Genomic DNA, 21164 nt, shown 5'->3' with positions numbered 1-21164 from the left:
TGTGGACGGGCTGTCAGCAGACTGCTGCCAGAACTAGAACACGTACTAGTTCAGCGTGGCGGGGCCGGCCGGGACGCCCCCGCGCCGCGCGGGTACCGGAGGAGAGGATCCCCCACCATGGCCGCGGAACCCGTGATCGTCGAAGCCGTACGCACTCCCATCGGCAAGCGCGGCGGCGCGCTCGCCAACCTCCACCCCGCCTACCTCCTGGGCGAGACCTACCGCGAACTCCTCGGCCGCACCGGGATGCCGGCCGACGCGGTCGAACAGATCGTCGGCGGCACGGTGACGCACGCCGGCGAGCAGTCCATGAACCCCGCGCGCACGGCCTGGCTGACCATGGGCCTGCCCTACGAGACGGCGGCGACGACGGTCGACTGCCAGTGCGGCTCCTCGCAGCAGGCCTCGCACATGGTGGCCAACATGGTCGCGGCGGGCGTGATCGACGTCGGTATCTCGTGCGGCGTCGAGGCGATGTCGCGGGTGCCGCTGGGGTCGGGGTCGAAGCACGGTCCCGGAAAGCCGTTCCCCGACGAGTGGAACGTCGACCTGCCGAACCAGTTCGAGGCGGCGGAACGGATCGCGCGCCATCGCGGCCTGACGCGCGAGAACGTCGACTCGCTGGGCCTGATCTCGCAGGAGCGGGCCGCCGCGGCCTGGGCCGAGGAGCGCTTCAAGCGGGAGACGTTCGCGGTCCAGGTCCCCACCACGGAGCAGGAACAGCGCGCCGGACAGGGCATGTGGCGGCTGGTCGACCGGGACGAGGGGCTGCGCGACACGACCATGGAGGCGCTCGCGGGCCTGAAGCCGGTCATGCCGACGGCCATCCATACGGCGGGCAACTCCTCGCAGATCAGCGACGGTGCGGCGGCGATCATGTGGGCGTCCAAGCGGATGGCCCGCGCGCTGAAGCTGAGGCCGCGGGCGCGGATCGTGGCCCAGGCGCTGGTGGGGGCCGACCCGCACTTCCACCTCGACGGACCGATCGACGCGACGCGGGCGGTGCTGGGCAAGGCGGGCATGTCCCTGAAGGACATCGACGTCGTCGAGATCAACGAGGCGTTCGCGTCCGTGGTGCTGAGCTGGGCGCAGGTCTTCGAGCAGGACCTGGAGAAGGTCAACGTCAACGGCGGCGCGATCGCTTTCGGACATCCGGTGGGGGCGACGGGTGCCCGGTTGATCACCACCGCGCTCCATGAACTGGAGCGGGCGGACAAGGAGTTCGCGCTGATCACCATGTGTGCGGGGGGCGGGCTGGCGACCGGGACGATCATTCAGCGGCTGTAAGAGGGCAAGTGAGTGGCGCTGATTGACGCGGACTGGTCAACTTGCCCCCATGCTGATCAATGTGATCCTCCGCGTCCTGCCCTTCTACATCCGCGAGCCGCTGATCATCGGCGTCTGCCTGTCCTTCGCCGGCCTGGCCCTCTACTGGTTCGTCCAGGTAGGGGGCTTGGGCAGGGGCGGCTTCGGGCTGCTGTTCCTGGCGATCGCGGTGCTGCGCGCCTACTTCTTCCGCAAGGAGCTGAGATCCCACCGGGCGGCGAAGGCGGGGGCTGCCGGCCCTCAGGCGTAACGCCGGCCCGGCGGGGTTCCCGCGGCGGTGGTCCCACGGTCGGCGGTGGTAGGACGGTGTGGTTGGACTGTGCGCGGTGAGGCGGTCAACCATGGAGGAGGACAAGGGCATGGGCGGCACCCCCGTGGCGGTGCGTGAGATGACGCCGGAGGACGAGCCGGGGGTCGCCGCCCTGTTCGCGTCCTGCGAGGACTACTTCGCCGCCGCGACCGGCGGTCCGGCGCTCCCCGCGGACGTACAGAGCCTGTACTACGCGCTTCCCGAGGGCGCGGACCCCGATCAGAAGCGGCTGCTGGTGATGTGCCGGGGCGAGAGCGTCGTCGGGCTGGTCGACGTCGTGGACCGGCACCCCCATGTCGCCGGCTGCTCGGTGGGGATGTTCCTCGTGGCCCCCGAGGCGCGGCGCGGCGGGATCGGTACGCACGTCGCCCGCCGGCTGCTGGAGGAGGCCGCCGGGCGCGGGATGCGGGACGTGACCGCCACCTGCCCGTCGGGGTGGGAGCCGGGGCTGGGATTCCTGCGAAGCCTGGGCTTCGAGATCGGCCCACCGCGGGAGGCGCCCGGCGGGACCGTGGGCAACCGGCTGCGACGGCCCGAGGAGACCGGGCTGCGCACGGCGCGCTTGCGGCTGGCTCGCTGAGCGATGAGTTTCGCCTGCCTCAGCCGTCTGCACTGACGAGAGGGAGGTGCTCGCGATGCGCGCAGCGGCACAGCAGGAAGCCTTGGAACGGCTGGACGTCCTGGTCGGGGAGTGGGTGGTGGAGGCCGAGTTCCCCGGCCTCGAGGTGCCACCGGGGCGCAGTGTGTTCGAGTGGACCCTGGACGGACGGTTCCTGATCCAGCGGATGGAGGCGCCGAACCCCGCCCCCGACAGCATGGCGATCATCGCCGTCGACCCGGAGACGGGCGGCTACACACAGCACTACTACGACTCGCGGGGCGTCGTACGGCTGTACGCGATGACCTTCGCCGAGGGGACCTGGCAGCTGCTGCGGGACACCCCGGACTTCTCACCCCTGGACTTCCGGCAGCGGTACACCGCGCAGGTCGGCGAGGACGGAGACACCATCCGCGGTGTCTGGGAGATCCTGCGGGACGACTCGGACGGCTGGCAGCAGGACTTCCCCCTGTCGTACCGGAGGATCCGCCGGTGAATCCCGGTGAACTCGTGCGGGCGGCCTACCGTCCGGCCTCCCTGGTCTCCCCGGCCGGGCGGGTCCGGTCGATTGAGCTGGCCGTTCCGGCGGCCGAGTTTCTGTCGCCTATCTCGGTGAACAGGCGGTGGGCGCGGAGGTAGTGCTGGTGGGCCTCGGGGAGTTCGCCGATGTGTTCCAGGGCCGTGGCGAGGCCGGAGTGGACCCTGGCACGGAAGCGGTCGCTGTCCTTGTAGGTGGGCGGGGGAGTGATGGCCCGGAAGGCCTCCACCGCCTCGGGCCAGCGGTGCAGGGCCGACAGGTCGTAGGCCGTCTCGGTCTGGATGAGGGCCTGGGAGAGGGCGTTGAGGCCCGGTACGTCGCCGGCGGAGCCGCCGAGCAGGGCGCGGTGGATGGCCAGTGCCTCCTCGGGGCGGCCGGCCTCGCGCAGTGCGCTGCCGAGCATCCTCCGCGAGATCGCCGCGCCGGTGGTGTCGCTGAGGGCCTCGAAGAGCTCCACTGCCTTTCCCGCCGACTCGGCCGCCTCCGCGGGGCGGCCCAGATTCATGCAGGCACTGTTGATGTACACCCATGCCCAGGCCTGGAGCGCCCTCTCGCCGGTCTCCTCCGCCAGGCGCAGTGCCTGCCGGGCGAGTTCCTCGGAGCGCGCGTACTCGTGGGCGCCCACCCAGTGCGCCCACGCCAGGCAGTTCAGCTGATGCGCCTCGGCCGCGCGGTCGCCGAGAGCGGCCGCGGACCGGACGCCGTACGTGAACAGGGTCCGCCACTCGGGCGACTTCTCCCAGCGGTCGGAGAACCAGTACAGGGTGCGGGCCGTGTGCAGGATCTCCGCATGCCGGTCCGCCGCGAACATCAGGGGCAACGCCCCCACCCAGTGGGCGCGTTCGGCTCTCAGCCACCTCTCCGCCTCCTCGGCGGAGGCGGGTGTGAAGGGGGCGGGCCCGCCCGGCCACGGCTCCGGCGCGCCGGGCGCCTCGAACCAGCGGCCCGCCGCGGAGGCCGAGCGCAGCAGCCAGTCGGCCATGCGGAGCTGGACCTCCCTGACCGTCGACTCCTTCTCCTCGGCGTGCAGTTGCTCGCGGGCGAAGAGCCGCACCAGGTCGTGCAGGTCGTAACGGCCGGGCGTCGGTTCCTCCAGCAGACCGCGGTCGACCAGCACATCCAGGGAGTCCTCGACCGCGAGCGAATCGTCGTCGGTCAGGAGGGCGGCCAGCTCAGGGCCGGTGTCGCGGCCGGGCAGCAGCGCGAGCCGGCGCAACAGCAGCCGGTGGGGGCCGGTGAGCTGGCCGTAGGAGAGGGCGAGGGCGCTGCGCACCGCGAGGTCGCCGGCGATCAGGCCGTTCAACCGCCGTTCCTCGTCGCCGAGTTGGTCGGCCAGACGGGACGGGGGCCAGCCCGGGCGGCTGGAGAGGCGGTTGCCGACGATCCGCAGGGCCAGCGGCAGATGCCCGCACAGCCCGGTCAGCCGGGCGATCGCCTCGGACTGGCCCCCGGTGCGCGCGGACCCGAGGATCCGCTCCAGCAGCACCGCCGACTCATGGCCGCTGAGCCCGCCGAGCCTGATCCGCCGTACGCCTTCGAGACCGGCCAGCGGCCGTCTGCTGGTGACCAGCACGAAACTGCCCTCGGCGTCCGGCAGCAGCGGCCTGGTGCGCTCCTCGTCGGCCGCGTCGTCGAGGACGATCAGCGCCCGCCGGGCGGCCAGGGTGGCCCGGTAGACGGCTTCCCGGGCGACCGGGTCCACCGGGATCCGCTCGGGGGGATGACCGAGGGCCGTCAGCAGCAGCACCAGCGCCTCGGCGGCGGGCAGCGGCGCCTCGCTCATGCCGTGCAGCCGCACACTGACACAGCCGTCCGGGAAGTGCCCGGCCAGCCGCCGCGCGGCCTCCGCGGCGAGCGTCGTCTTGCCCTGCCCGCCCGGCCCGAACAGCACCGCGGCCCGGGTGCCGGCACCGGTGACGAGCGCTTCCAGGTCGGCCAGCTCCTGCTCCCGGCCGGTGAAGTCCGCGACGGTCCGCAACAGATACGGCGACGGGCTCGGGCCGCCGCGTTCCCGGCCCGCGTCGGCCAGGCGCTGGAGGCGCTCACGCTGCTCGCCGTCCAGCGCGAGCGCGGCGGCGAGCGCGTCGACGGTGCGGCGCTGCGGTCCGCGGCTGCGTCCGCGCTCCATGTCGCCGAGCGCGCGGACGCTGACCCCGGACGCCCCGGCCAGCTCTTCCAGCGTCATCCGGGCGGCCCGGCGCAAAGATCGCAGCATCACCCCGAAGGGCGTCCCGCCCCGGGGTGTGTCGGAAACATGACTTGTCATCACGACAATTACAGCAAGCGCTGTCCACTTCTGCCTGCCTTTCTGCCTGGTGACATCCCGTCACGAGTGGTGAGCTGGAACCCGTACCCGAAGTTCCGTCCACGGAGGGGGATCCCACATGCCGTACATCACCGTCGGCGAAGAGAACAGCGCACCCATCGAGCTCTACTACGAGGACCACGGCACCGGGCAGCCGGTCGTGCTCATCCACGGCTACCCGCTCGACGGCCACTCCTGGGAGCGGCAGGTGCCCGCCCTGCTGGAGGCCGGCCACCGGGTCATCACCTACGACCGCCGCGGCTTCGGCCGCTCCTCGCAGCCGACCAAGGGCTACGACTACGACACCTTCGCCGCCGACCTGGACAAGGTGCTGACCACGCTGGACCTGACGGACGCCGTCCTGGTCGGCTTCTCGATGGGCACCGGCGAGGTGGGCCGCTACCTGGGCACCTACGGTTCGGGCCGGGTGGCGAAGGCCGCCTTCCTGGCCTCGCTCGAGCCCTTCCTGCTCAAGACCGACGACAACCCGGCGGGCGTCGACCAGCACGTCTTCGACAGCATCCTGGAAGCCGTCAGCAAGGACCGGTACGCGTACTTCACCGCGTTCTACCAGGACTTCTACAACCTGGACGAGACGCTCGGCAGCCGTATCAGCGAGGAGGGCGTGCGCAACAGCTGGAACGTGGCGGCCGGTTCCTCGGCGCACGCCTCGGTGGCCTGCGTGCCGACCTGGATCACCGACTTCCGCGCGGACGTGGCGAAGGTCGACGTGCCGACGCTGATCCTGCACGGCACCGGCGACCGCATCCTGCCGATCGACTCGACCGGGCGGCCCTTCCGCGCCCTGCTGCCCTCCGCCGAGTACGTGGAGATCGAGGGCGCCCCGCACGGCCTGCTGTGGACCCACGCGGACGAGGTCAACGCGGCACTGCTGAGCTTCCTCAGCAAGTAGTCGGCACCGGGGCGGGAGGTCACTCCCGCCCCGACGCCACCACCGCCAGCACGCCCGCCGTCACCGCCGCGACCAGCAGCGGAATGCCCAGGCCGTGGTGGAGGACCAGCCAGGCACCGAGGCAGGCGCCGGCGGCCATCGCGACGACCGAGGCCGAGCGCCGTGGGGAGCGGTGGCCCGAGCCGCCGCCGGCCCGGGAGTCGGAGGCCAGGCCGGTGAGGGTCATCGTCAGGACCGTCGTGGTCAGGTCGGCGATGCCCAGCTTGCGGACCGTGGCGTTGCGCAGGCGTGAGCCCTCGCCCAGCCGTCGCGCGACCCGCCCTCCGGCCACCGCGCCGAGCAGGAAGCAGACCAGCGAGGTCGCGGTGCGCGGTACGGAGAACCCGGGCGCCCCGGCCGCGGCGAAGCCCAGCACGACCACGTTGCCGGTCATGTTCGCGGTGCTGTGCTTATCTGGGGGACACCCCCAGACCCCCGGCGTGCCCGAGCCCCGGATAACTGACGGCGTCGATCAGCCCGCTGACCACGGTCAGCCCCAACAGCGCGAACACCAGGCGCAGTCCGCGCGCCTCCCGTTCGCTCTCACTCACGCTCATCAACTCTCCGGGCAGCCGGACGGGCAGGGTGGACCCAAGTCCACCACGGACGCGGGGGACTCTCGGATGCCGACATTCGATACGCGTCCGTAGCGTCGACGCCATGACCGATCAGACGCGCAAATCCTGTGAAACACCAGCCAGTTGGCGGCCCCGGAGGGCTCTCGCCGCAGCGGCCGCCCTGCTGCTCGCGGGGCTCGCCGCCGCTCCCGTGGCCACCGCCGCCGAGCAGACGCACCACGCGCCGCGACGAGGAGACCTGGTCTCCGTCACCCCGGTCGCGGGCCGCGACGCCGGGCAGGTCAGGAAGTTCGTGGCCGACCGGGGAGTCGCCGCGGACCCCGTGCGGTACGGCGTACGCGCGTACCGGCTGACCTACCGGACGGTGGACCCGTACGGAAGGCCGACGACCGCGACCGGCCTGCTGACCCTTCCCAACGGCGGCGCCCACCGGCTCGACCTGGTGTCCGACACCCACGGCACGATGGTCAAGCGCAGCTACGCGCCCTCCGCGAGCGAGGACTTCGGCCGGATCCCCTCGTATCTGAGCGCGAGCGCCGGGCGTGCCGTGGCCGCCCCCGACTACCTGGGCCTGGGCAGGGGCCCCGGCCCGCACCCCTACATGGACACCCGCTCCTCCGTCACGGCCTCCGTCGACATGCTGCGCGCGGCCCGCACGGCGGCGGGGCGGCTGGGGCGCCCGCTCACCGGGGATGTCTATGCGACAGGCTTCTCACAGGGCGGGCAGGTCGCGATGGCGCTCGGGCGCGCGCTGGAACAGGGCGCCGGGCACGGCTTCCGGCTGAAGGCCCTCGCGCCGATCAGCGGCCCGTACGACCTGGAGGGCCAGGAACTCCCCGCGCTGTTCGACGGCCGGGTCAACGACACCAGCGGGGTGCTCTACATCTCGTACTGGCTGGTCGCGCAGAACCGTCTCCACCCGATCTACAAGGACCCGGCGGAGGTCTTCCGTGCCCCGTACGCGCGCCGGGTCGAGGGCCTCTACGACGGAAACCACGAGGAGGACGACGTCATCAAGAGCCTCGCCCCCACGGTGAAGGACCTGCTCACGCCCGCTTTCCAGGAACGGCTCCGGCACCCGACGGGCGCGCTGCTGGACGCGACGCGCGCCGCCGACCACACCTGCGACTGGAAGCCGGACGTGCCGGTGCGGCTGTACGCCGGCGCCAACGACACCGACGTGCCCATCGGCAACGCCCGCACATGCGCCCGCACCCTCGCCGGTCAGGGAACGAGGGTGCGGGTGGTCGATCAGGGAGCCGTGGACCACTTCGGCTCCTTCGCCGTGTCGGCTCCGCAGGTGGTGCGGTTCTTCGACGGCGTACGGGCTCGGGGGTGAGCCCGGGGGCGGCGGCTCAGTACCAGCCGTTGGCCTGCCAGAACGCCCAGGCGGCGGTCGGGCTGCCGTAGCGGGAGTTCATGTAGTCCAGGCCCCACTTGATCTGGGTCCTGGGGTTGGTCTTCCAGTCCGAGCCGGCGCTGGCCATCTTCGAGCCCGGGAGGGCCTGGACCAGGCCGTAGGCGCCGGAGGAGGAGTTGGTGGCGGTGACGTTCCAGCCGCTCTCGCGCTCGACGATCTTGCTGAAGGCGTTGTACTGCGCCGCGTTCGGGATCATCTTGTGCGCGATCGCCTGAGCACTGGCGGCCGAGGAGGCGGTCGCGGCGTGAGCGGGAGCCGCGGTCAGCACCATGCCGGTGGCGGCGGCGGCCACGGCGGCGGAGGCGAGGGCCTTCTTCGGGGACGCGATGCGGCGGGCGATGCGGGAGACGAACACGGGGAACCTTTTTCTTCGGGGACAGGGGGTCGCACGCAGTCCGCGGGAGTCGTGAGAGAACCCGGGGGGCATACGTCGGCGCCGTGGCCCTGTGGGCACATCGGCGCCGTGCGACGTCATCCAGAGAAGCAGGCTCGGAAGGGGTCCGCAATGACCGTATTTGCTAGTTGTGGTCGTATGTGGGCGGGGCGGGGTTCGTGTGACCTGGCTCTCAAAGTGCAGGTCAGGGGCGGTTATGGCGTGGACATGGCGTCCGGTTTGCACTACTAGGGCAGGTAGTGGGTGATGTGGGTCATGTGGGGTGCTTCACCGGTCAACGGGGGTCGAAAGTGACCGCCGTCTCGAAAGCCGCCCTGCGGGTGGCTCTGCGTAGCGCCCTGAGCACGGCCGGGCCGAGCGTGAGCGTCAGTACGACGGTGACGACGGCCCGGCCCAGGTCCCAGCCCAGCGAGGTGGCCGCGCAGTACGCGAGGAAACGGGCCAGGTTGGCGGGGACGGCGGCCTGCGGGTCGAAGGCGATGCCCGAGGCGAGCGCGCCCATGAAGGGCCAGCCCGCCAGGTTCATGACCGTGCCGTAGGCGAAGGCGGCGAGGCAGCCGTAGCCGGCGAGCAGGGCGAGCTCGCCCCGGCCGCGCAGACGGTCCGGGCCCGGCAGCAGCCCGGCCCCCATCGTGAACCAGCCCATCGCCAGCATCTGGAACGGCATCCACGGGCCCACCCCGCCCGTGAGCAGCGCGGACGCGAACATGGTGAGCGAGCCGAGGGTGAAGCCGAAGCCCGGGCCGAGCACCCGCCCGCTCAGCACCATCAGGAAGAACATCGGCTCGATGCCCGCGGTCCCGGCGCCGAGCGGGCGCAGGGCCGCGCCGGTCGCCGCGAGCACCCCGAGCATGGCGACCGCCTTCGGGCCGAGCCCGGACTCCGCGATGGTCGCGGCCACGACGGCGACCAGCAGCACCAGCAGACCCGCGAAGAGCCAGGGGGCGTCCTGGGCGTGGGCGCCGAGCTGTGAGCTGGGCGGGGCGAGGAAGGGCCAGCCGAAGGCTGCCACACCCACGGCGCTGACCAGGCCGAGGGCCGTGAGGGAGCGGGGGCCCAGGCGGATGGGGCGGGCCTGCGGTGTCATCCCAGGGCCTCCCGTACCTGCGCGACCGTGAGCCACTGCTGCGGGGCGAGGATCTTGGTGACCTGCGGGGCGAAGGACGGGGACGAGACGACCACCTCGGCCGTCGGTCCGTCGGCGATCACCTCGCCGTCGGCGAGCAGGACCACGCGGTGGGCGAGTTCGGCGGCCAGTTCCACGTCGTGCGTGGCCAGGACGATCGCGTGTCCCTCGGCTGCGAGGTTTCGGAGCAGGGCTACGAGGCGGGCCTTTGCCGCGTAGTCCAGGCCGCGGGTCGGTTCGTCGAGGAGGAGCAGGGGTGGGCGGGCGGTGAGGACGACCGCCAGGGCGAGGGTGAGGCGTTGGCCCTCGGAGAGGTCGCGGGGGTGGGTGACGTCGGTGACGCCGGTGAGCTCCGGGAGGAGGGTCGAGAGGAGGGTGCGGCAGGTGCCGGGGGTGGCGTCGGCGTCGCGGTCGGCTGCGGCGCACTCGGCTGCGACCGTGTCGGCGTAGAGGAGGTCTTGGGGTTCCTGGGGGACCAGGCCTACGTGGCGGATGAGGGTGGGGGGTGGTGTGCGGTGGGGGGTGAGGCCGGCGACGCTCACTGAGCCCGTGGTGGGGTGTGTCAGGCCTACGAGGGTGTTGAGGAGGGTGGATTTGCCGGCGCCGTTGCGGCCCATTAGGGCGAGGGTTTCGCCGGGGGTGATGGTGAGGTCTATGTGGCGGAGGGCTTGGATGGTTGCGCGGCGGACGGACAGGGCGTGGATCTCCGCGGTGGGTTGGACCGTGGCTGGGGGTGTGGGCTTGTGCTTGCGGAGGAGGGCTCGCCATCGGCGGGTGGGGGCTGAGGCAGGGGCGGTGTCGCTGGCCCGCGCTTGCGGGGTGCCGCCTGCGCCCACCCGTGCCGCCCTAGGCGGCACGCATGCCCGCAGGCTACGGGGCCGAGCGGCAGGACTGTCCGCAGGCTGCGGCGGGTCCGCGGGCGGCGTCAGTGCCAGCTGCTCGCGCAGTGCCCCTGCCCGGCGGCGGGCGTCCCGTACCGTCAGTGGGAGTGGGGACCAGTCGGCCAGGCGACCCAGGGCCACCACCGGGGGGTACACCGGTGACACGGCCATCATGTCGGCCGGGAGGCCGAGTTGTAGGGGGGCTCCTGGAGCAGGTAGCAGGGCGACCTGGTCCGCGTACTGGATGACCCGTTCCAGGCGGTGTTCCGCCATCAGGACTGTGGTGCCCAGGTCGTGGACGAGGCGTTGGAGGACCGCCAGGACTTCTTCCGCCGCCGCCGGGTCGAGGGCCGAGGTCGGTTCGTCCAGGACCAGGACCTGGGGGTGCGGGGTGAGGACCGAGCCGATGGCGACGCGTTGCTGCTGGCCGCCGGAGAGGGTGGCGATGGGGCGGTTGCGGAGGTCGGCGAGGCCGAGGAGGTCGAGGGTCTCCTCGACGCGGCGGCGCATCACATCGGGTGCGAGGCCCAACGACTCCATTCCGTAGGCGAGTTCGTCCTCGACGGTGTCCGTGACGAAGTGGGAGAGCGGGTCCTGGCCCACCGTGCCCACCACGTCCGCGAGTTCACGCGGCTTGTGCGTACGGGTGTCACGGCCCGCCACCGTGACGCGGCCCCGCAGGGTGCCGCCCGTGAAGTGCGGGACGAGACCGCTGACCGCGCCGAGGATCGTCGATTTGCCCACTCCTGAAGGGCCGACCAGGAGGACCAGTTCGCCTTCCGGAACCTCGAAGTCCACGCCCCGCACGGTGGGTTCGGCCGCCCCCTCGTACGTCACGGAGACATCCTCGAAGCGGATCACGACGGCTCCTTCGGGGCGATGAGGGCGGGCAGGAGAGCCAGGAGTACGGCGGCCGCCGGCCACAGGGGGAGGGTGGGGGCGACGAGCGGGACGACACCGGGGTGCAGGGCCGCCGGATCGGTGTGGGCGGCGAGGGTGAGCAGCGCGGCGACCGCGGCGCCGGAGGCGGTGACCAGCCAGGCGCGGATGCCCCAGCGGTCCGGGCGGTAACGGGTGCGCGGGCTGCGCCGGCCGCCCAGCCGCAGACCGGCCAGGGCCGAGGCGAGGCCGGCGAGCAGCAGGGGCAGGCCGTACGTGCCGCCTTCGGCGGTGAGCAGTCCGTACGTCCCCGCGCAGACGCCGAGCAGACCGCCGAGGGTGAGGGCGGCGGTGGTGCGGCGTACGGCGGGCGGGACCTCGGCGGTGCGGCCGTAGCCGCGGGCGTCCATCGCGGCGGCGAGCGCGACCGAACGCTCCAACGGCCCCTCCAGGACCGGGAGTCCGACCTGCAGCAGGCCGCGGATGCCGCTGTCCGGTCGGCCGCGCAGACGGCGGGCGGCGCGCAGCCGCTGGACGTCGGCGATGAGGTTCGGCGCGAAGGTGAGGGCGACCACCACCGCGACGCCGGTCTCGTACAGGGCGCCCGGCAGGGACTTGAGGAGACGGGACGGGTTGGCGAGTGCGTTCGCGGCGCCCACGCAGATGAGGAGCGTGGCCAGCTTCAGGCCGTCGTAGACGGCGAACAGGAGCGACTCGGCGGTGACCCTGCCGCCCAGGCGGATGCCCTGCGCCCAGTGGGGGAGCGGGAGTTCGGGGAGCGTGACGATCACATGGGTGCCGGGGATGGGGGAGCCCAGTGCCACCGCGAAGACGAGGCGGATGAGGAGGACGGCGAGGGCGAGTTTGAGGAAGGCGGAATAGGAGTGGGACCAGGGGGTTCGGGGGCGGCAGGTGGCTACGACGTAGGCGGACGCGGCGATGAGGAGGGAGAGGAGGAGGGGATTGGTGGTGCGGGTGGCCGCGGTGCCCAGGCCCAGGGACCAGAGCCACCAGGCGCCGGGGTGGAGTTGTGCGGGGCGGTGGGGGCGGGTGGGATCGCTCACCGGCGCCGGCCGGGCGCCGCCTCTCGTTGGGTCGGGAGCCGCCCTGGGCGGCACGAATGCCCGCAGGCTACGGGGCCGAGTGGCACGATTGCCCGCAGGCTGCGCAGGCTGCGCAGGCTGCGCGGGCTTGGCGGCGCGGCTATGCATGGTTGCGTCGCCGTGCCTGCCACAGCGCTGCCGCGCCCAGCAGTGCGACCGCGCCCGCCCCCGCCAACAGGCCCACCGACGGGCCGCCGTCCTGCTTCCCGTTCTTTCCGTCCTTCGCGGCAGCCGTGGGCCGCTTGCCCGATGCGACCTGCTCCCCGCACCCCTTCCGCGGATACCCCCCGATCGCGCACAACAGCGCGTTCGTGTCGTACCGCAGCGGCTTCGCCACCGCCGCCAGCGCATCCGCCGTCGTACCGTCGGCGGACACCCGCGCGCAGACCGTGCGACGGGCCGGTGGCTTCTCGCCGGAAGGTGCGTCGGCCGCCGTGCCGAAGTCGAGGACCAGCGCCACGCGCTTCTTGCCCTCCTGCGCGGGCGTCCGCGCGCAGATCATTGGGAACGACACCGGCCCGCGCGGCTTCGCCGAGTCGGCCGAGTCCTCGCTCACCGAGAAGCGGAAGCCCTGGACGGCGCCGTCCGAGGGGCGGGCGGTGGCGGGGCCCTGGGTGGCGTACGTCCAGTGGCCGGCGTCGTAGTCCCAGAAGGACCAGTAGCGGTAACCGGCGGCCTGTGCCTGGCCGCTGCCCGTCAGGGCAAGCAACAGCGCCGCCAGGAGCGGGACGAAGCGGCGTATCACGGCTGTCGCCTCTTGTTGCGGCCGCTGAGCAGGAAACCCAGGCCGATGCCCGCGACGAGCCCCACGCCGACGATCCACCAGACCCCGAGCCCCGAGTCCTTCTCCGAGGCCTTCTTCGCGGCGGAACTCCCGGCGCTTTCCGAGGCCTTGCCGGGGTAGGCGCCGGCCGTCGGAAGGGCGGCGGGCTTCGGGCCGGTCGCGTTGAGGAGCTCGACCAGGTCCTGGCCGCCGAAGTCGTTGTAGTCGGCGGTCTCCGCGCGCGCCGCGAGGATCAGCTGTGCGTACGCGGCCGGTCCGGCCTGCTTCGCCCACGCGCCGGAGTTGGCCTCCAGCCAGCGCATCGCGTCGGCGGCCTTGTCGCCGTGGCCCGCGGTGGCGAGGGCGAGGACCGCGTCGGCCGTGTTGCCGTAGTCGGGCTGGGGCTCGGCGCCGGGCAGCGTCGACGTCAGGTGCTTGTCCTTGGCCAGGGCCTTGACGAGGTACGCGGCACCGTTCTGCGCGGCCTGCTCGCGGCCGGTGGCCTTCTTGCACGTCGGAGGGGTGCCGGTGGGTTTCGGGGAGTCCCCGGCCAGCCCCTTGCCGAGTGCGCCCACGACCGCGGCCGCGCTCGCGTCCGCGTTGGCGGACAGTTCGCCCTTCTTGTCCGGCTGGAAGGCGAAGGCGCCCGAGCCGTCCCCGGCGCAGGGGAGGGCCAGCTTCAGCAGGGCGTCGTAAGGGGACTTGCCGTCCTTGAGGACCTGGTCCGGCTTCTCGCCCACGGCGGTCAGCGCGCCGATGACGACGGACGTCGAGTTCGCGTCGCTCGCTCCACCCGGGGCGTAGCCCCAGCCGCCGTCCTTGTTCTGCACGGACTTCAGCCAGGAGACCGCCTTGCCGGTGACGCTCTCGTGTCCGCCGAGCGCGGCGAGGGCCTGGACGGCGGCGCCCGTACTGTTCGTGTCGACCATGAGCTTCGCGTCACAGGCCTTCGCCGTGTCCGCGCGGAACGGCGCGAAGGCCCCGTTCGCACACTGCTGTCCTGCCAGCCAGTCCACCGCCTTCGCCGCCGGCTTCACACCCACGGTGTCCTGCGCGAGCAGCGCCAGCGACTGGCGCCACACGCCGTCGTACTTCGGATCCGACGTGCCGTACAGGCCGTCGGGCAGGGACGCGGAGGGGGACGCGGCGAAGGCGGGGACAGTTGCACCCAGTACGACGGTGCCGGCGGCCAGTACCGCGACGCTGTGGCGGACGACGTTCATGATCGGCGGGTGCCTCTCCCTGCGGGAGCGGGCAGCACGGGACAACCCCGGCGGCTCGGCTCCGTATGCCTCGATGGTGCCGCGCGCCGACGGGTTGCCGACGCACGTGAGCCGGTCACAACCGCGCGGGGCAGGCCGGCTGACCGCCCGGTGCGGGCGGGTCACGGGTGGGGGCACCTCCCAGGCCCTTAAGGCACTGGGGAGGGGCAGCGCCGGAATTGCACCGGCTTCCCCCCGTACGGCGTGATGACGACCCGGCCACTGTACCGGCCCGTAGGAACACGCTGAGAGCCGCCCGTGACGCGCGCGGCGCTATGTTCTGCACATGGCAACGGGGAGGCTGCTCGGCACGGGCCGGGTCAACGACGTGTACGAGCTCGACGCGCGGTGGGTGCTGCGGCGCAACCGCGAGGGATGGGGCGACGCTCTCGCCGAGGGGGCCGTGATGGAGCACGTACGCGCGCACGGATACCCCGTGCCCCGGGTACGGCTGTCCGACTCCACGCCCACCGAGTTGGTGATGGAGCGGCTGTCCGGGCCCACGATGCTCGAGGCGTGCCTGACCGGTTCGCTCGGGGCCGAGGAGGCCGGCGCTACGCTCGCCGACCTCCTGCGCCGACTGCACGCCGTCCCGGCCCGCGATTCCGCGTCCGGCTGCCGAGTGCTCCACCTCGACCTGCACCCGGACAATGTGATGGTCACGCCCGAGGGGCCGTACGTCATCGACTGGAGCAACACGGAGGAGGGTCACCCGGGCCTGGACTGGGGCGTCTCCGCCGTGATCCTCGCGCAGGTCGCCGTCGGGGACCAACCGCTCGCCGACGCCGCACGCGCCATGCTGGCCGCCCTCCTCGCCGACGCCTCCCAGCTCACCGACGACGGCCTGAAGGAGGCCCGGCGGCGGCGCGCGGCCAACCCGACGATGAGCCGACGGGAGGTCGAACTCCTCGGGGAGGCCGAGGAGTTGATCCGTACGTTCACGTAGGGAGGTCAGCCGACGACGGCCACCGCGTCCATCTCGACCAGCACACCGTCCCGGACCGGCCGCGCCACCACCGTCGTACGAGCGGGCAGGGGTGAGCAGTCCGTGAAGAACTCCCGGTAGACGTGGTTGAACTCGGCGAAGTGGGTGCGGTCGGCCAGATAGCAGGTGCAGCGGGTGATCGACCGCCGGTCGCCGCCCGCGGCCGCGACGACGGCCTCGACGTTGGCGAGCACCTGCCGCGCCTGCCCGCCGAAGTCCGCGGGCATCTCGCCGGTCGCCGGATCCAGCGGCCCCTGTCCTGAGGTGAACAGCAGCGGACCGCTGCGCACCCCTTGCGACAGCGGCGGCGCGCTGCCGTCGGCGAAGGGGACGAAGGGCGCGCGGTCGGTGCGGACGGGTTCGAGGGGGCCGCGGCCGACGTGCGGGGTCGGGCCGCCGAAGGGGAGGCGCAGGGTGCGGGAGGCGAGCAGCCAGCGGCCGTCGACGCGGCGGAAGGTGTCCTCGTAGTGGCCCACTTGGACGGGCGGGCCGGCCGCGACCATGCCGCCCGTCCAGCCCTCGATCCGGTACGTCGTGAAGTACGAGGTGGCCTCGGCCGTGTCCGCCGAGGTCACCGTGACACGGATGTTGGACATGACCCGCCGCGAGAGCTTGTCCGCGGGCCGTGCGCCGAAGTACGTCCGCAGCGCCTCCCGCCCCTCCGACCGCCGGCCGTCCCCCGGAGGCGGCCACTCCCACCGGCCGTCCTCGGTGAACAACTCGGCCACGGAAGCGGGTTCGCCGAGGTCCAGGCGGTGGACGAAGTCGAGGATCAGACGCTCGCAGGCGCGTTCGGCGAGGAGTTGCTGCAACGGGTCCATGGAGCCGTTGGTACCAGCGGCGGATCACCGCACGCGACCGCTTTACACAGCCACGTACGTCACCGGGTCGCTCCCCGCCACCGCCTCCGCCCGCCCCAGCTTCACCAGCCGCCGCAGATGCGCCTCGGCCTCCGAGACCGCGATGTTCCTCGACCCGTACGGGATCTGGGCCCAGGGCCGGTTCCACTCCATGCGCTCGGCGAGCTGCCAGGGGGTGAGCGGCTCCACCAGGAGGGACTGGAGGCCGGTGAGCCGCTCCTCGTGATGGTCCAGCAACTCCCTTACGCGGGCGGGCGCGTCCGCGAACACGTGCTGGTGGGCGGGGAGCACCTCGGCGGGGGCGAGACGGCCGACGCGTTCGAGGGAGTCGAGGTAGTCGCCGAGGGGGTCGGTGACCGTGGTGTCGTCGGGGTCCTCGTACAGGCCGATGTGCGGGGTGATCTCGGGGAGCAGGTGATCGCCGGAGAACAGCCGCCCGTGACCGGGCAGTTGAGCCGGATGCTGCTCCTCCAGGTGCAGGCAGACATGGCCGGGGGTGTGGCCCGGCGTCCAGATCGCGCGAAGCCGGCGGCCCGGGAGGTCGAGCAGCTCGCCGGGGACGATCTCCCGGTCGGGCAGGGCGGGGGAGAAGCCCGGCAGGGTGGTGCGGGGGGCCGCGTCGCGCAACGGCGCCACGTGCTCCTCGGGGGCGCCCGCGGCGACCAGCTTGGCGGTCATGTACGCGAACCAGCGCCCCGGCCGGGTGTCGCGGGTGCGCCGCACGATCGCCGTGTCCGCGGCATGCATGGCGATCCAGGCGCCGGACGCCTCACGCACCCTGCCGGAGAGGCCGTGGTGGTCGGGGTGATGGTGGGTGACGACCACGCCGTGCACCTCGCCCACCGCCGTACCGCAGGCCGTCAGCCCCTCGACGAGCGTGTCCCAGGAGGCGGGGTCGTCCCACCCGGTGTCGACCAGTACCGGCCCGCGGTCGGTGTCGACGACGTAGACCAGCGTGTGGCCGAGCGGATTGTCCGGGATGGGGACCTTGATCGACCGGACGCCTCCGCCGTGGTCGTACACCTGCGTCATGGGCTCCCCAATCACCGCGGACCGGCCACGCTCGGCCCACTATAACTAGAACGCGTTTCGATGGGAGCCCAAGTCACCTGTCCGCGCGGTCAACTCGTGTGCGGCCCGTGGACTCCTCCGAGGGGAACTGGTATCAGTGCCGTATCTGATGAACCGTCAGAGACAGGCGCTCCGGGGAGGCAGTCGGCCATGACCGAGCTCGTGGAACACGGACAGCTGTTCATCGGCGGGGAGTTGACCGACCCCCTCGGCAAGGACGTCATCGAGGTGATCTCGCCGCACACCGAGGAGGTCATCGGGCGGGTGCCGCACGCCTCCCGGGAGGACGTCGACCGTGCCGTCGCCGTCGCGCGCCGCGCCTTCGACGAGGGCCCCTGGCCGCGGATGACACTCGACGAACGGATCGAGGTCGTCACCCGCATCAAGGACGCGATCGCCGTACGGCACGAGGAGATCGCCCGTGTGATCTCCTCCGAGAACGGGTCCCCCTACTCCTGGAGCGTCCTCGCGCAGGCGCTCGGCGCGATGATGGTGTGGGACGCGGCGATCACCGTCGCCCGCGACTTCACCTACGAGGAGCGGCGCGACGGGGTGCTCGGGAAGATCCTGGTGCGGCGTGAGCCGGTCGGGGTCGTGGCGGCCGTGGTCCCCTGGAACGTCCCGCAGTTCGTGGCCGCCGCCAAGCTGGCGCCCGCGCTGCTCACCGGCTGCACGGTGGTGCTCAAGCCGTCGCCCGAGTCGCCGCTGGACGCGTACATCCTGGCCGACATCACCCGCGAGGCCGGGCTGCCCGAGGGGGTGCTGTCGATCCTTCCCGCCGACCGCGAGGTCAGCGAGTACCTGGTCGGACACCCCGGGATCGACAAGGTCGCCTTCACCGGTTCGGTGGCGGCGGGCAGGCGCGTGATGGAGGTGGCGTCCCGCAACCTCACCCGCGTGACACTGGAGTTGGGCGGCAAGTCGGCGGCGGTCGTCCTGCCGGACGCGGACGTGGCCACCACCGTCGCGGGCGTCGTCCCGGCGGCCTGGATGAACAACGGCCAGGCGTGCGTGGCCCAGACCCGCATCCTGCTGCCGCGCTCGCGCTACGACGAGTTCGCGGAGGCCTTCGCGGCGGCGGCCAGTGCCCTGGTCGTCGGCGACCCGCTGGACGCGGCGACCCAGGTCGGCCCCCTCGTGGCCAGGCGCCAGCAGCAGCGCAACCTCGACTACATCCGCATCGGCCAGGAGGAGGGCGCCAAGATCCTCACCGGCGGCGGCCGCCCGCCGGGCCTGGACCGCGGGTGGTACGTCGAGCCGACCCTCTTCGGCGACGTCGACAACTCGATGCGGATAGCCCGGGAGGAGATCTTCGGCCCGGTGATCTGCCTGCTCCCGTACGGCGACGAGTCCGAAGCCCTGAAGATCGCGAACGACTCCGACTACGGGCTCAGCGGCAGCGTGTGGACGGCGGACGTGGCCCGCGGCATCGAGGTCGCCCGCCAGGTCCGCACCGGCACGTACTCGGTGAACACCTTCAGCCTCGACATGCTCGGCCCCTTCGGCGGCTACAAGAACTCCGGGCTGGGGCGGGAGTTCGGCCCCGAGGGCTACGGCGAGTACCTCGAACACAAGATGATCCATCTCCCGGCCGGCTGGGAGGGCTGAGCGACCATGGGCGACCGCTGGCACGTCGAGGTCGACCGTTCCGTGTGCATCGGCTCGGCCCAGTGCGTCCACCGGGCGACCGGGGCCTTCCGCCTCGACTCCGCCATGCAGTCGCACCCCGTCGAGCCGGAGCCCGACGCCAACGAACGCATCCTGGAGGCGGCCGAGAACTGCCCGGTGGAGGCGATCGTGATCACGCTGCTGGGGAGCGGGGAGCCGGTGTTCCCGCCCGAGGAGTAGCGCCCGAAAAAGTACTCTTTCAGGGGTTTCATTCCCGCTCGGAGGTTCTATTCTGGGAATTGGCCTACGGGACGAGTGAGGGAGTCCGAACCGGAGTAGCCGATTCTGGCGTGAAGCAGTCAGTCCGCTGGGACCGACGTCGACGGTCCGGGCTGAGAGGCCGGAAGGTCGTGGACCGCAGGGTCCACGGCTGGAAGGCGACCTCCACCACCTGACCCGGGTAATGCCGGCGAAGGGAACCCGTCTCGTAGGTCCTTCGCGTGCCGGCGCTAGGCTCCTGCGGTTGTCGTAGGAGCGATCAGGGCGGGAAAGCGTGCGCAAGGCCGAGGCCGGAAAGCTGATCAAGCAGGCTCGTGAGGCGTGGGAGGCCGAGGAGTGGCTGCGCTCCGCCGGTCTCTACGAGCAGGTGCTCGCCCATTTCCCGGACGAGGAGCCGAGCCCGGTGTGGTGGTACGACGCCGCGCTCGCCCACAAGTTCCTGCGCAACTGGGCCAAGGCGTACGAGCTCGGACGCGAGGCCGCCGCGCGCAGCCCGCGAGGTGAGGGCGACCCGGCGTTCTGGAACCTGGGGATCGCGGCGACCATCCAGCGCGACTGGGCGACGGCCCGCGACGCCTGGGCCGGCTTCGGCATCGACCTCCCGGACGGCGAGGGTGAGATCGTCGGCCGCTTCGGCAACGCGTGCGTGCGGCTCGACACCGACGGCCGGCGCGAGGTCGTATGGATCGAGCGGCTGTGCCCGACGCGCGGGCGGGTGGTCAACGTACCCGTGACCGGAGGGCGGCGGTACGGCGAGATCGTCGTGCACGACGGCGAGCCGAAGGGGGAGCGGATCCTCGACGGCGTGACCTTCCCCGTCTTCGACGAGCTGCTCCTCTTCGAGGCCTCCGAACTGCCCACCCTGGAGGTGACCGTGGCGGCCGGCGAGGCGGACGACCTGCGGGCCCTGCTCGACCTGTTCGGCGAGCACGACTACGGCGCCGAACCCGCCAGCAGCGTCCGCGTGCTCTGCGCCTGCTGCAGCGAGGGCACCCATCAACAGGACCGCGGCCTGCCCGCGGGCACCCAGACGGTGTCCCTAGCGGCCCCCGAGGAGGACGCCCGAAGGCTGCTGACGCAGTGGGCGGACGGCACGCCGATCGGACGGAGCTGGAGCGGGCTGGCGGCGGTCGGCTGAAGGGGCCCGAGGGCAGGGGCTAGGACGGTTTCCCGGACGCCGTCGGATCCGTCAGGTCGATCAGGCGGCACACCGTCTCGATGTCGATCTTGACCTGGGCGATGGAGGCGCGGCCCGAGAGCCAGGTGATCAGGGCCGAGTGCCAGGTGTGCTCGATGACACGGACGGCGGAGAGCTGCTCGGGCGTCGGGTTCTCCAGACCCATCGCGTCCAGGATGATCACGGTGGTCTGGCGGGAGACCTGGTCCACCTCGGGCGAGACGCTCCGGTCGGCGAAGGTCAGCGCACGCACCATCGCGTCGGCCAGATGCGGCTCGCGCTGCAGGGCGCGGAAGGCCCGCATCAGGGTCTCGGCGACACGCTCGGCCGCCGTCTCACCCTGCGGCGGCTTCTTCCGCAGCGTGCCGTGCATGTGCTCCAGCTGGTCCTGCATCGTGGCGACCAGCAGATGGATCTTGGACGGGAAGTAGCGGTAGAGGGTGCCCAGCGCCACCTGCGAGGACTCGGCGACCTCACGCATCTGCACCGCGTCGAAACCACCCCGGCTGGCCAGCTGCGCGCTCGCGTGCAGGATGCGCCGACGACGCGCCTCCTGCCGCTCCGTGAGGGGCGGGGAGGCCGGCTGCGAGGTACGTGCTTCCACCTTGGCCACCTTCGCTTGCGCAGGCATGGATCCCGTTCCGTGACAGTCGGTGAGGGCTGGTGATCGCACCGAGTTTGGCAGGGCCTCAGCCGTGGCGCGAATCACCTGATCCACTGCTCACCGCGCCCCTACCTGCCGGTAGATT

The 21164-nt window shown here is 72.2% G+C and carries 20 protein-coding genes and 2 pseudogenes; 10 read left to right on the top strand and 12 right to left on the bottom strand.

Annotated features, from left to right (window positions below):
• Positions 1–117: 117 nt before the first annotated feature.
• The 4 genes from ABT254_RS36205 (at position 118) to ABT254_RS36190 (ending at position 2730) form a co-directional block, all read left to right on the top strand.
• Positions 118–1287 (top strand): steroid 3-ketoacyl-CoA thiolase, encoded by a 1170-nt coding sequence (locus ABT254_RS36205; RefSeq protein WP_351479951.1) that lies wholly within the window; start codon positions 118–120, stop codon positions 1285–1287.
• A gap of 49 nt (positions 1288–1336) precedes the next feature.
• Entirely contained in the window at positions 1337–1576 is a 240-nt protein-coding gene (locus tag ABT254_RS36200) for a hypothetical protein (RefSeq protein ID WP_351479948.1), read from the top strand.
• A gap of 91 nt (positions 1577–1667) precedes the next feature.
• Positions 1668–2216, top strand: a complete 549-nt coding sequence (locus ABT254_RS36195; protein ID WP_351479945.1) for a GNAT family N-acetyltransferase — start codon at positions 1668–1670, stop codon at positions 2214–2216.
• A 55-nt stretch (positions 2217–2271) separates the two neighbouring features.
• On the top strand, positions 2272–2730 hold the full coding sequence (locus ABT254_RS36190) for a hypothetical protein (RefSeq protein WP_351479942.1): 459 nt from the start codon (positions 2272–2274) through the stop codon (positions 2728–2730).
• A gap of 25 nt (positions 2731–2755) precedes the next feature.
• Here ABT254_RS36190 and ABT254_RS36185 read toward each other — a convergent pair whose 3' ends face one another.
• Positions 2756–5038, bottom strand: coding sequence for a helix-turn-helix domain-containing protein (locus tag ABT254_RS36185; RefSeq protein ID WP_351479939.1), 2283 nt, complete (start codon positions 5036–5038; stop codon positions 2756–2758).
• A 118-nt stretch (positions 5039–5156) separates the two neighbouring features.
• On the opposite strand from ABT254_RS36185, the gene ABT254_RS36180 reads away from it, so the two are divergent.
• A complete protein-coding gene (locus ABT254_RS36180; protein ID WP_351479936.1) occupies positions 5157–5990 on the top strand; it encodes an alpha/beta fold hydrolase in 834 nt (277 codons plus the stop codon).
• A 19-nt stretch (positions 5991–6009) separates the two neighbouring features.
• Here the strand turns inward: ABT254_RS36180 and ABT254_RS36175 are convergent.
• Positions 6010–6586, bottom strand: a pseudogene (locus ABT254_RS36175) (YoaK family protein).
• 103 nt (positions 6587–6689) lie between these two features.
• Between ABT254_RS36175 and ABT254_RS36170 the strand changes: the two are divergent.
• A complete protein-coding gene (locus tag ABT254_RS36170) occupies positions 6690–7946 on the top strand; it encodes an alpha/beta hydrolase family protein (RefSeq protein ID WP_351479933.1) in 1257 nt (418 codons plus the stop codon).
• Positions 7947–7962: 16 nt separating this feature from the next.
• Here ABT254_RS36170 and ABT254_RS36165 read toward each other — a convergent pair whose 3' ends face one another.
• From ABT254_RS36165 to ABT254_RS36140, 6 genes are all read right to left on the bottom strand, one after another.
• Complete coding sequence (locus tag ABT254_RS36165) at positions 7963–8382, bottom strand: aggregation-promoting factor C-terminal-like domain-containing protein (RefSeq protein WP_351479931.1); 420 nt, start codon at positions 8380–8382, stop codon at positions 7963–7965.
• Between the two features lie 313 nt (positions 8383–8695).
• Positions 8696–9508: an ECF transporter S component gene (locus ABT254_RS36160; protein ID WP_351479928.1), complete on the bottom strand. Its 813-nt coding sequence runs from the start codon at positions 9506–9508 to the stop codon at positions 8696–8698.
• Positions 9505–11289 (bottom strand): ABC transporter ATP-binding protein, encoded by a 1785-nt coding sequence (locus ABT254_RS36155; protein ID WP_351479926.1) that lies wholly within the window; start codon positions 11287–11289, stop codon positions 9505–9507. Before ABT254_RS36155 ends, ABT254_RS36160 begins: the two co-directional genes overlap by 4 nt.
• The gene (locus tag ABT254_RS36150; protein WP_502972106.1) at positions 11286–12425 is read right to left on the bottom strand and encodes a CbiQ family ECF transporter T component; all 1140 of its coding nucleotides are present in this window, start codon (positions 12423–12425) and stop codon (positions 11286–11288) included. Before ABT254_RS36150 ends, ABT254_RS36155 begins: the two co-directional genes overlap by 4 nt.
• An 85-nt stretch (positions 12426–12510) precedes the next feature.
• Positions 12511–13155, bottom strand: a complete 645-nt coding sequence (locus tag ABT254_RS36145; protein ID WP_351479921.1) for an SCO2322 family protein — start codon at positions 13153–13155, stop codon at positions 12511–12513.
• A complete protein-coding gene (locus tag ABT254_RS36140; RefSeq protein ID WP_351479918.1) occupies positions 13152–14396 on the bottom strand; it encodes an SCO2321 family membrane protein in 1245 nt (414 codons plus the stop codon). The genes ABT254_RS36145 and ABT254_RS36140 overlap by 4 nt, the downstream gene beginning before the upstream one ends.
• A gap of 325 nt (positions 14397–14721) precedes the next feature.
• On the opposite strand from ABT254_RS36140, the gene ABT254_RS36135 reads away from it, so the two are divergent.
• A complete protein-coding gene (locus ABT254_RS36135; protein WP_351479915.1) occupies positions 14722–15381 on the top strand; it encodes a phosphotransferase in 660 nt (219 codons plus the stop codon).
• A gap of 5 nt (positions 15382–15386) precedes the next feature.
• Here the strand turns inward: ABT254_RS36135 and ABT254_RS36130 are convergent, their stop codons facing one another.
• From ABT254_RS36130 to ABT254_RS36120, 3 genes and pseudogenes are all read right to left on the bottom strand, one after another.
• Positions 15387–15722 (bottom strand): RidA family protein, encoded by a 336-nt coding sequence (locus tag ABT254_RS36130; protein WP_351480016.1) that lies wholly within the window; start codon positions 15720–15722, stop codon positions 15387–15389.
• 72 nt (positions 15723–15794) lie between these two features.
• A pseudogene (locus tag ABT254_RS36125) lies at positions 15795–16241 on the bottom strand (nuclear transport factor 2 family protein); the annotation flags it as partial.
• A 42-nt stretch (positions 16242–16283) separates the two neighbouring features.
• The gene (locus tag ABT254_RS36120) at positions 16284–17312 is read right to left on the bottom strand and encodes a Strvi_7410 family MBL fold metallo-hydrolase (RefSeq protein WP_351479912.1); all 1029 of its coding nucleotides are present in this window, start codon (positions 17310–17312) and stop codon (positions 16284–16286) included.
• Positions 17313–17501: 189 nt separating this feature from the next.
• Here ABT254_RS36120 and ABT254_RS36115 point away from each other — a divergent pair, with 189 nt between their 5' ends.
• The 3 genes from ABT254_RS36115 to ABT254_RS36105 all read left to right on the top strand — a co-directional run bounded on the left by ABT254_RS36115 (position 17502) and on the right by ABT254_RS36105 (position 20376).
• Positions 17502–18959, top strand: coding sequence for an aldehyde dehydrogenase (locus ABT254_RS36115; RefSeq protein ID WP_351479910.1), 1458 nt, complete (start codon positions 17502–17504; stop codon positions 18957–18959).
• Positions 18960–18965: 6 nt separating this feature from the next.
• Positions 18966–19199, top strand: coding sequence for a ferredoxin (locus tag ABT254_RS36110; protein WP_351479907.1), 234 nt, complete (start codon positions 18966–18968; stop codon positions 19197–19199).
• 313 nt (positions 19200–19512) lie between these two features.
• Positions 19513–20376: a tetratricopeptide repeat protein gene (locus tag ABT254_RS36105; protein ID WP_351479904.1), complete on the top strand. Its 864-nt coding sequence runs from the start codon at positions 19513–19515 to the stop codon at positions 20374–20376.
• A 19-nt stretch (positions 20377–20395) separates the two neighbouring features.
• Here the strand turns inward: ABT254_RS36105 and ABT254_RS36100 are convergent, their stop codons facing one another.
• Positions 20396–21046, bottom strand: a complete 651-nt coding sequence (locus tag ABT254_RS36100; protein ID WP_351479901.1) for a TetR family transcriptional regulator — start codon at positions 21044–21046, stop codon at positions 20396–20398.
• Between the last annotated feature and the right edge of the window lie 118 nt (positions 21047–21164).

The organism is Streptomyces sp. NPDC001137 (assembly GCF_040298885.1).
Taxonomy (GTDB): Bacteria; Actinomycetota; Actinomycetes; order Streptomycetales; family Streptomycetaceae; genus Streptomyces.
This window is presented reverse-complemented; position numbering and strand designations above follow the sequence as displayed.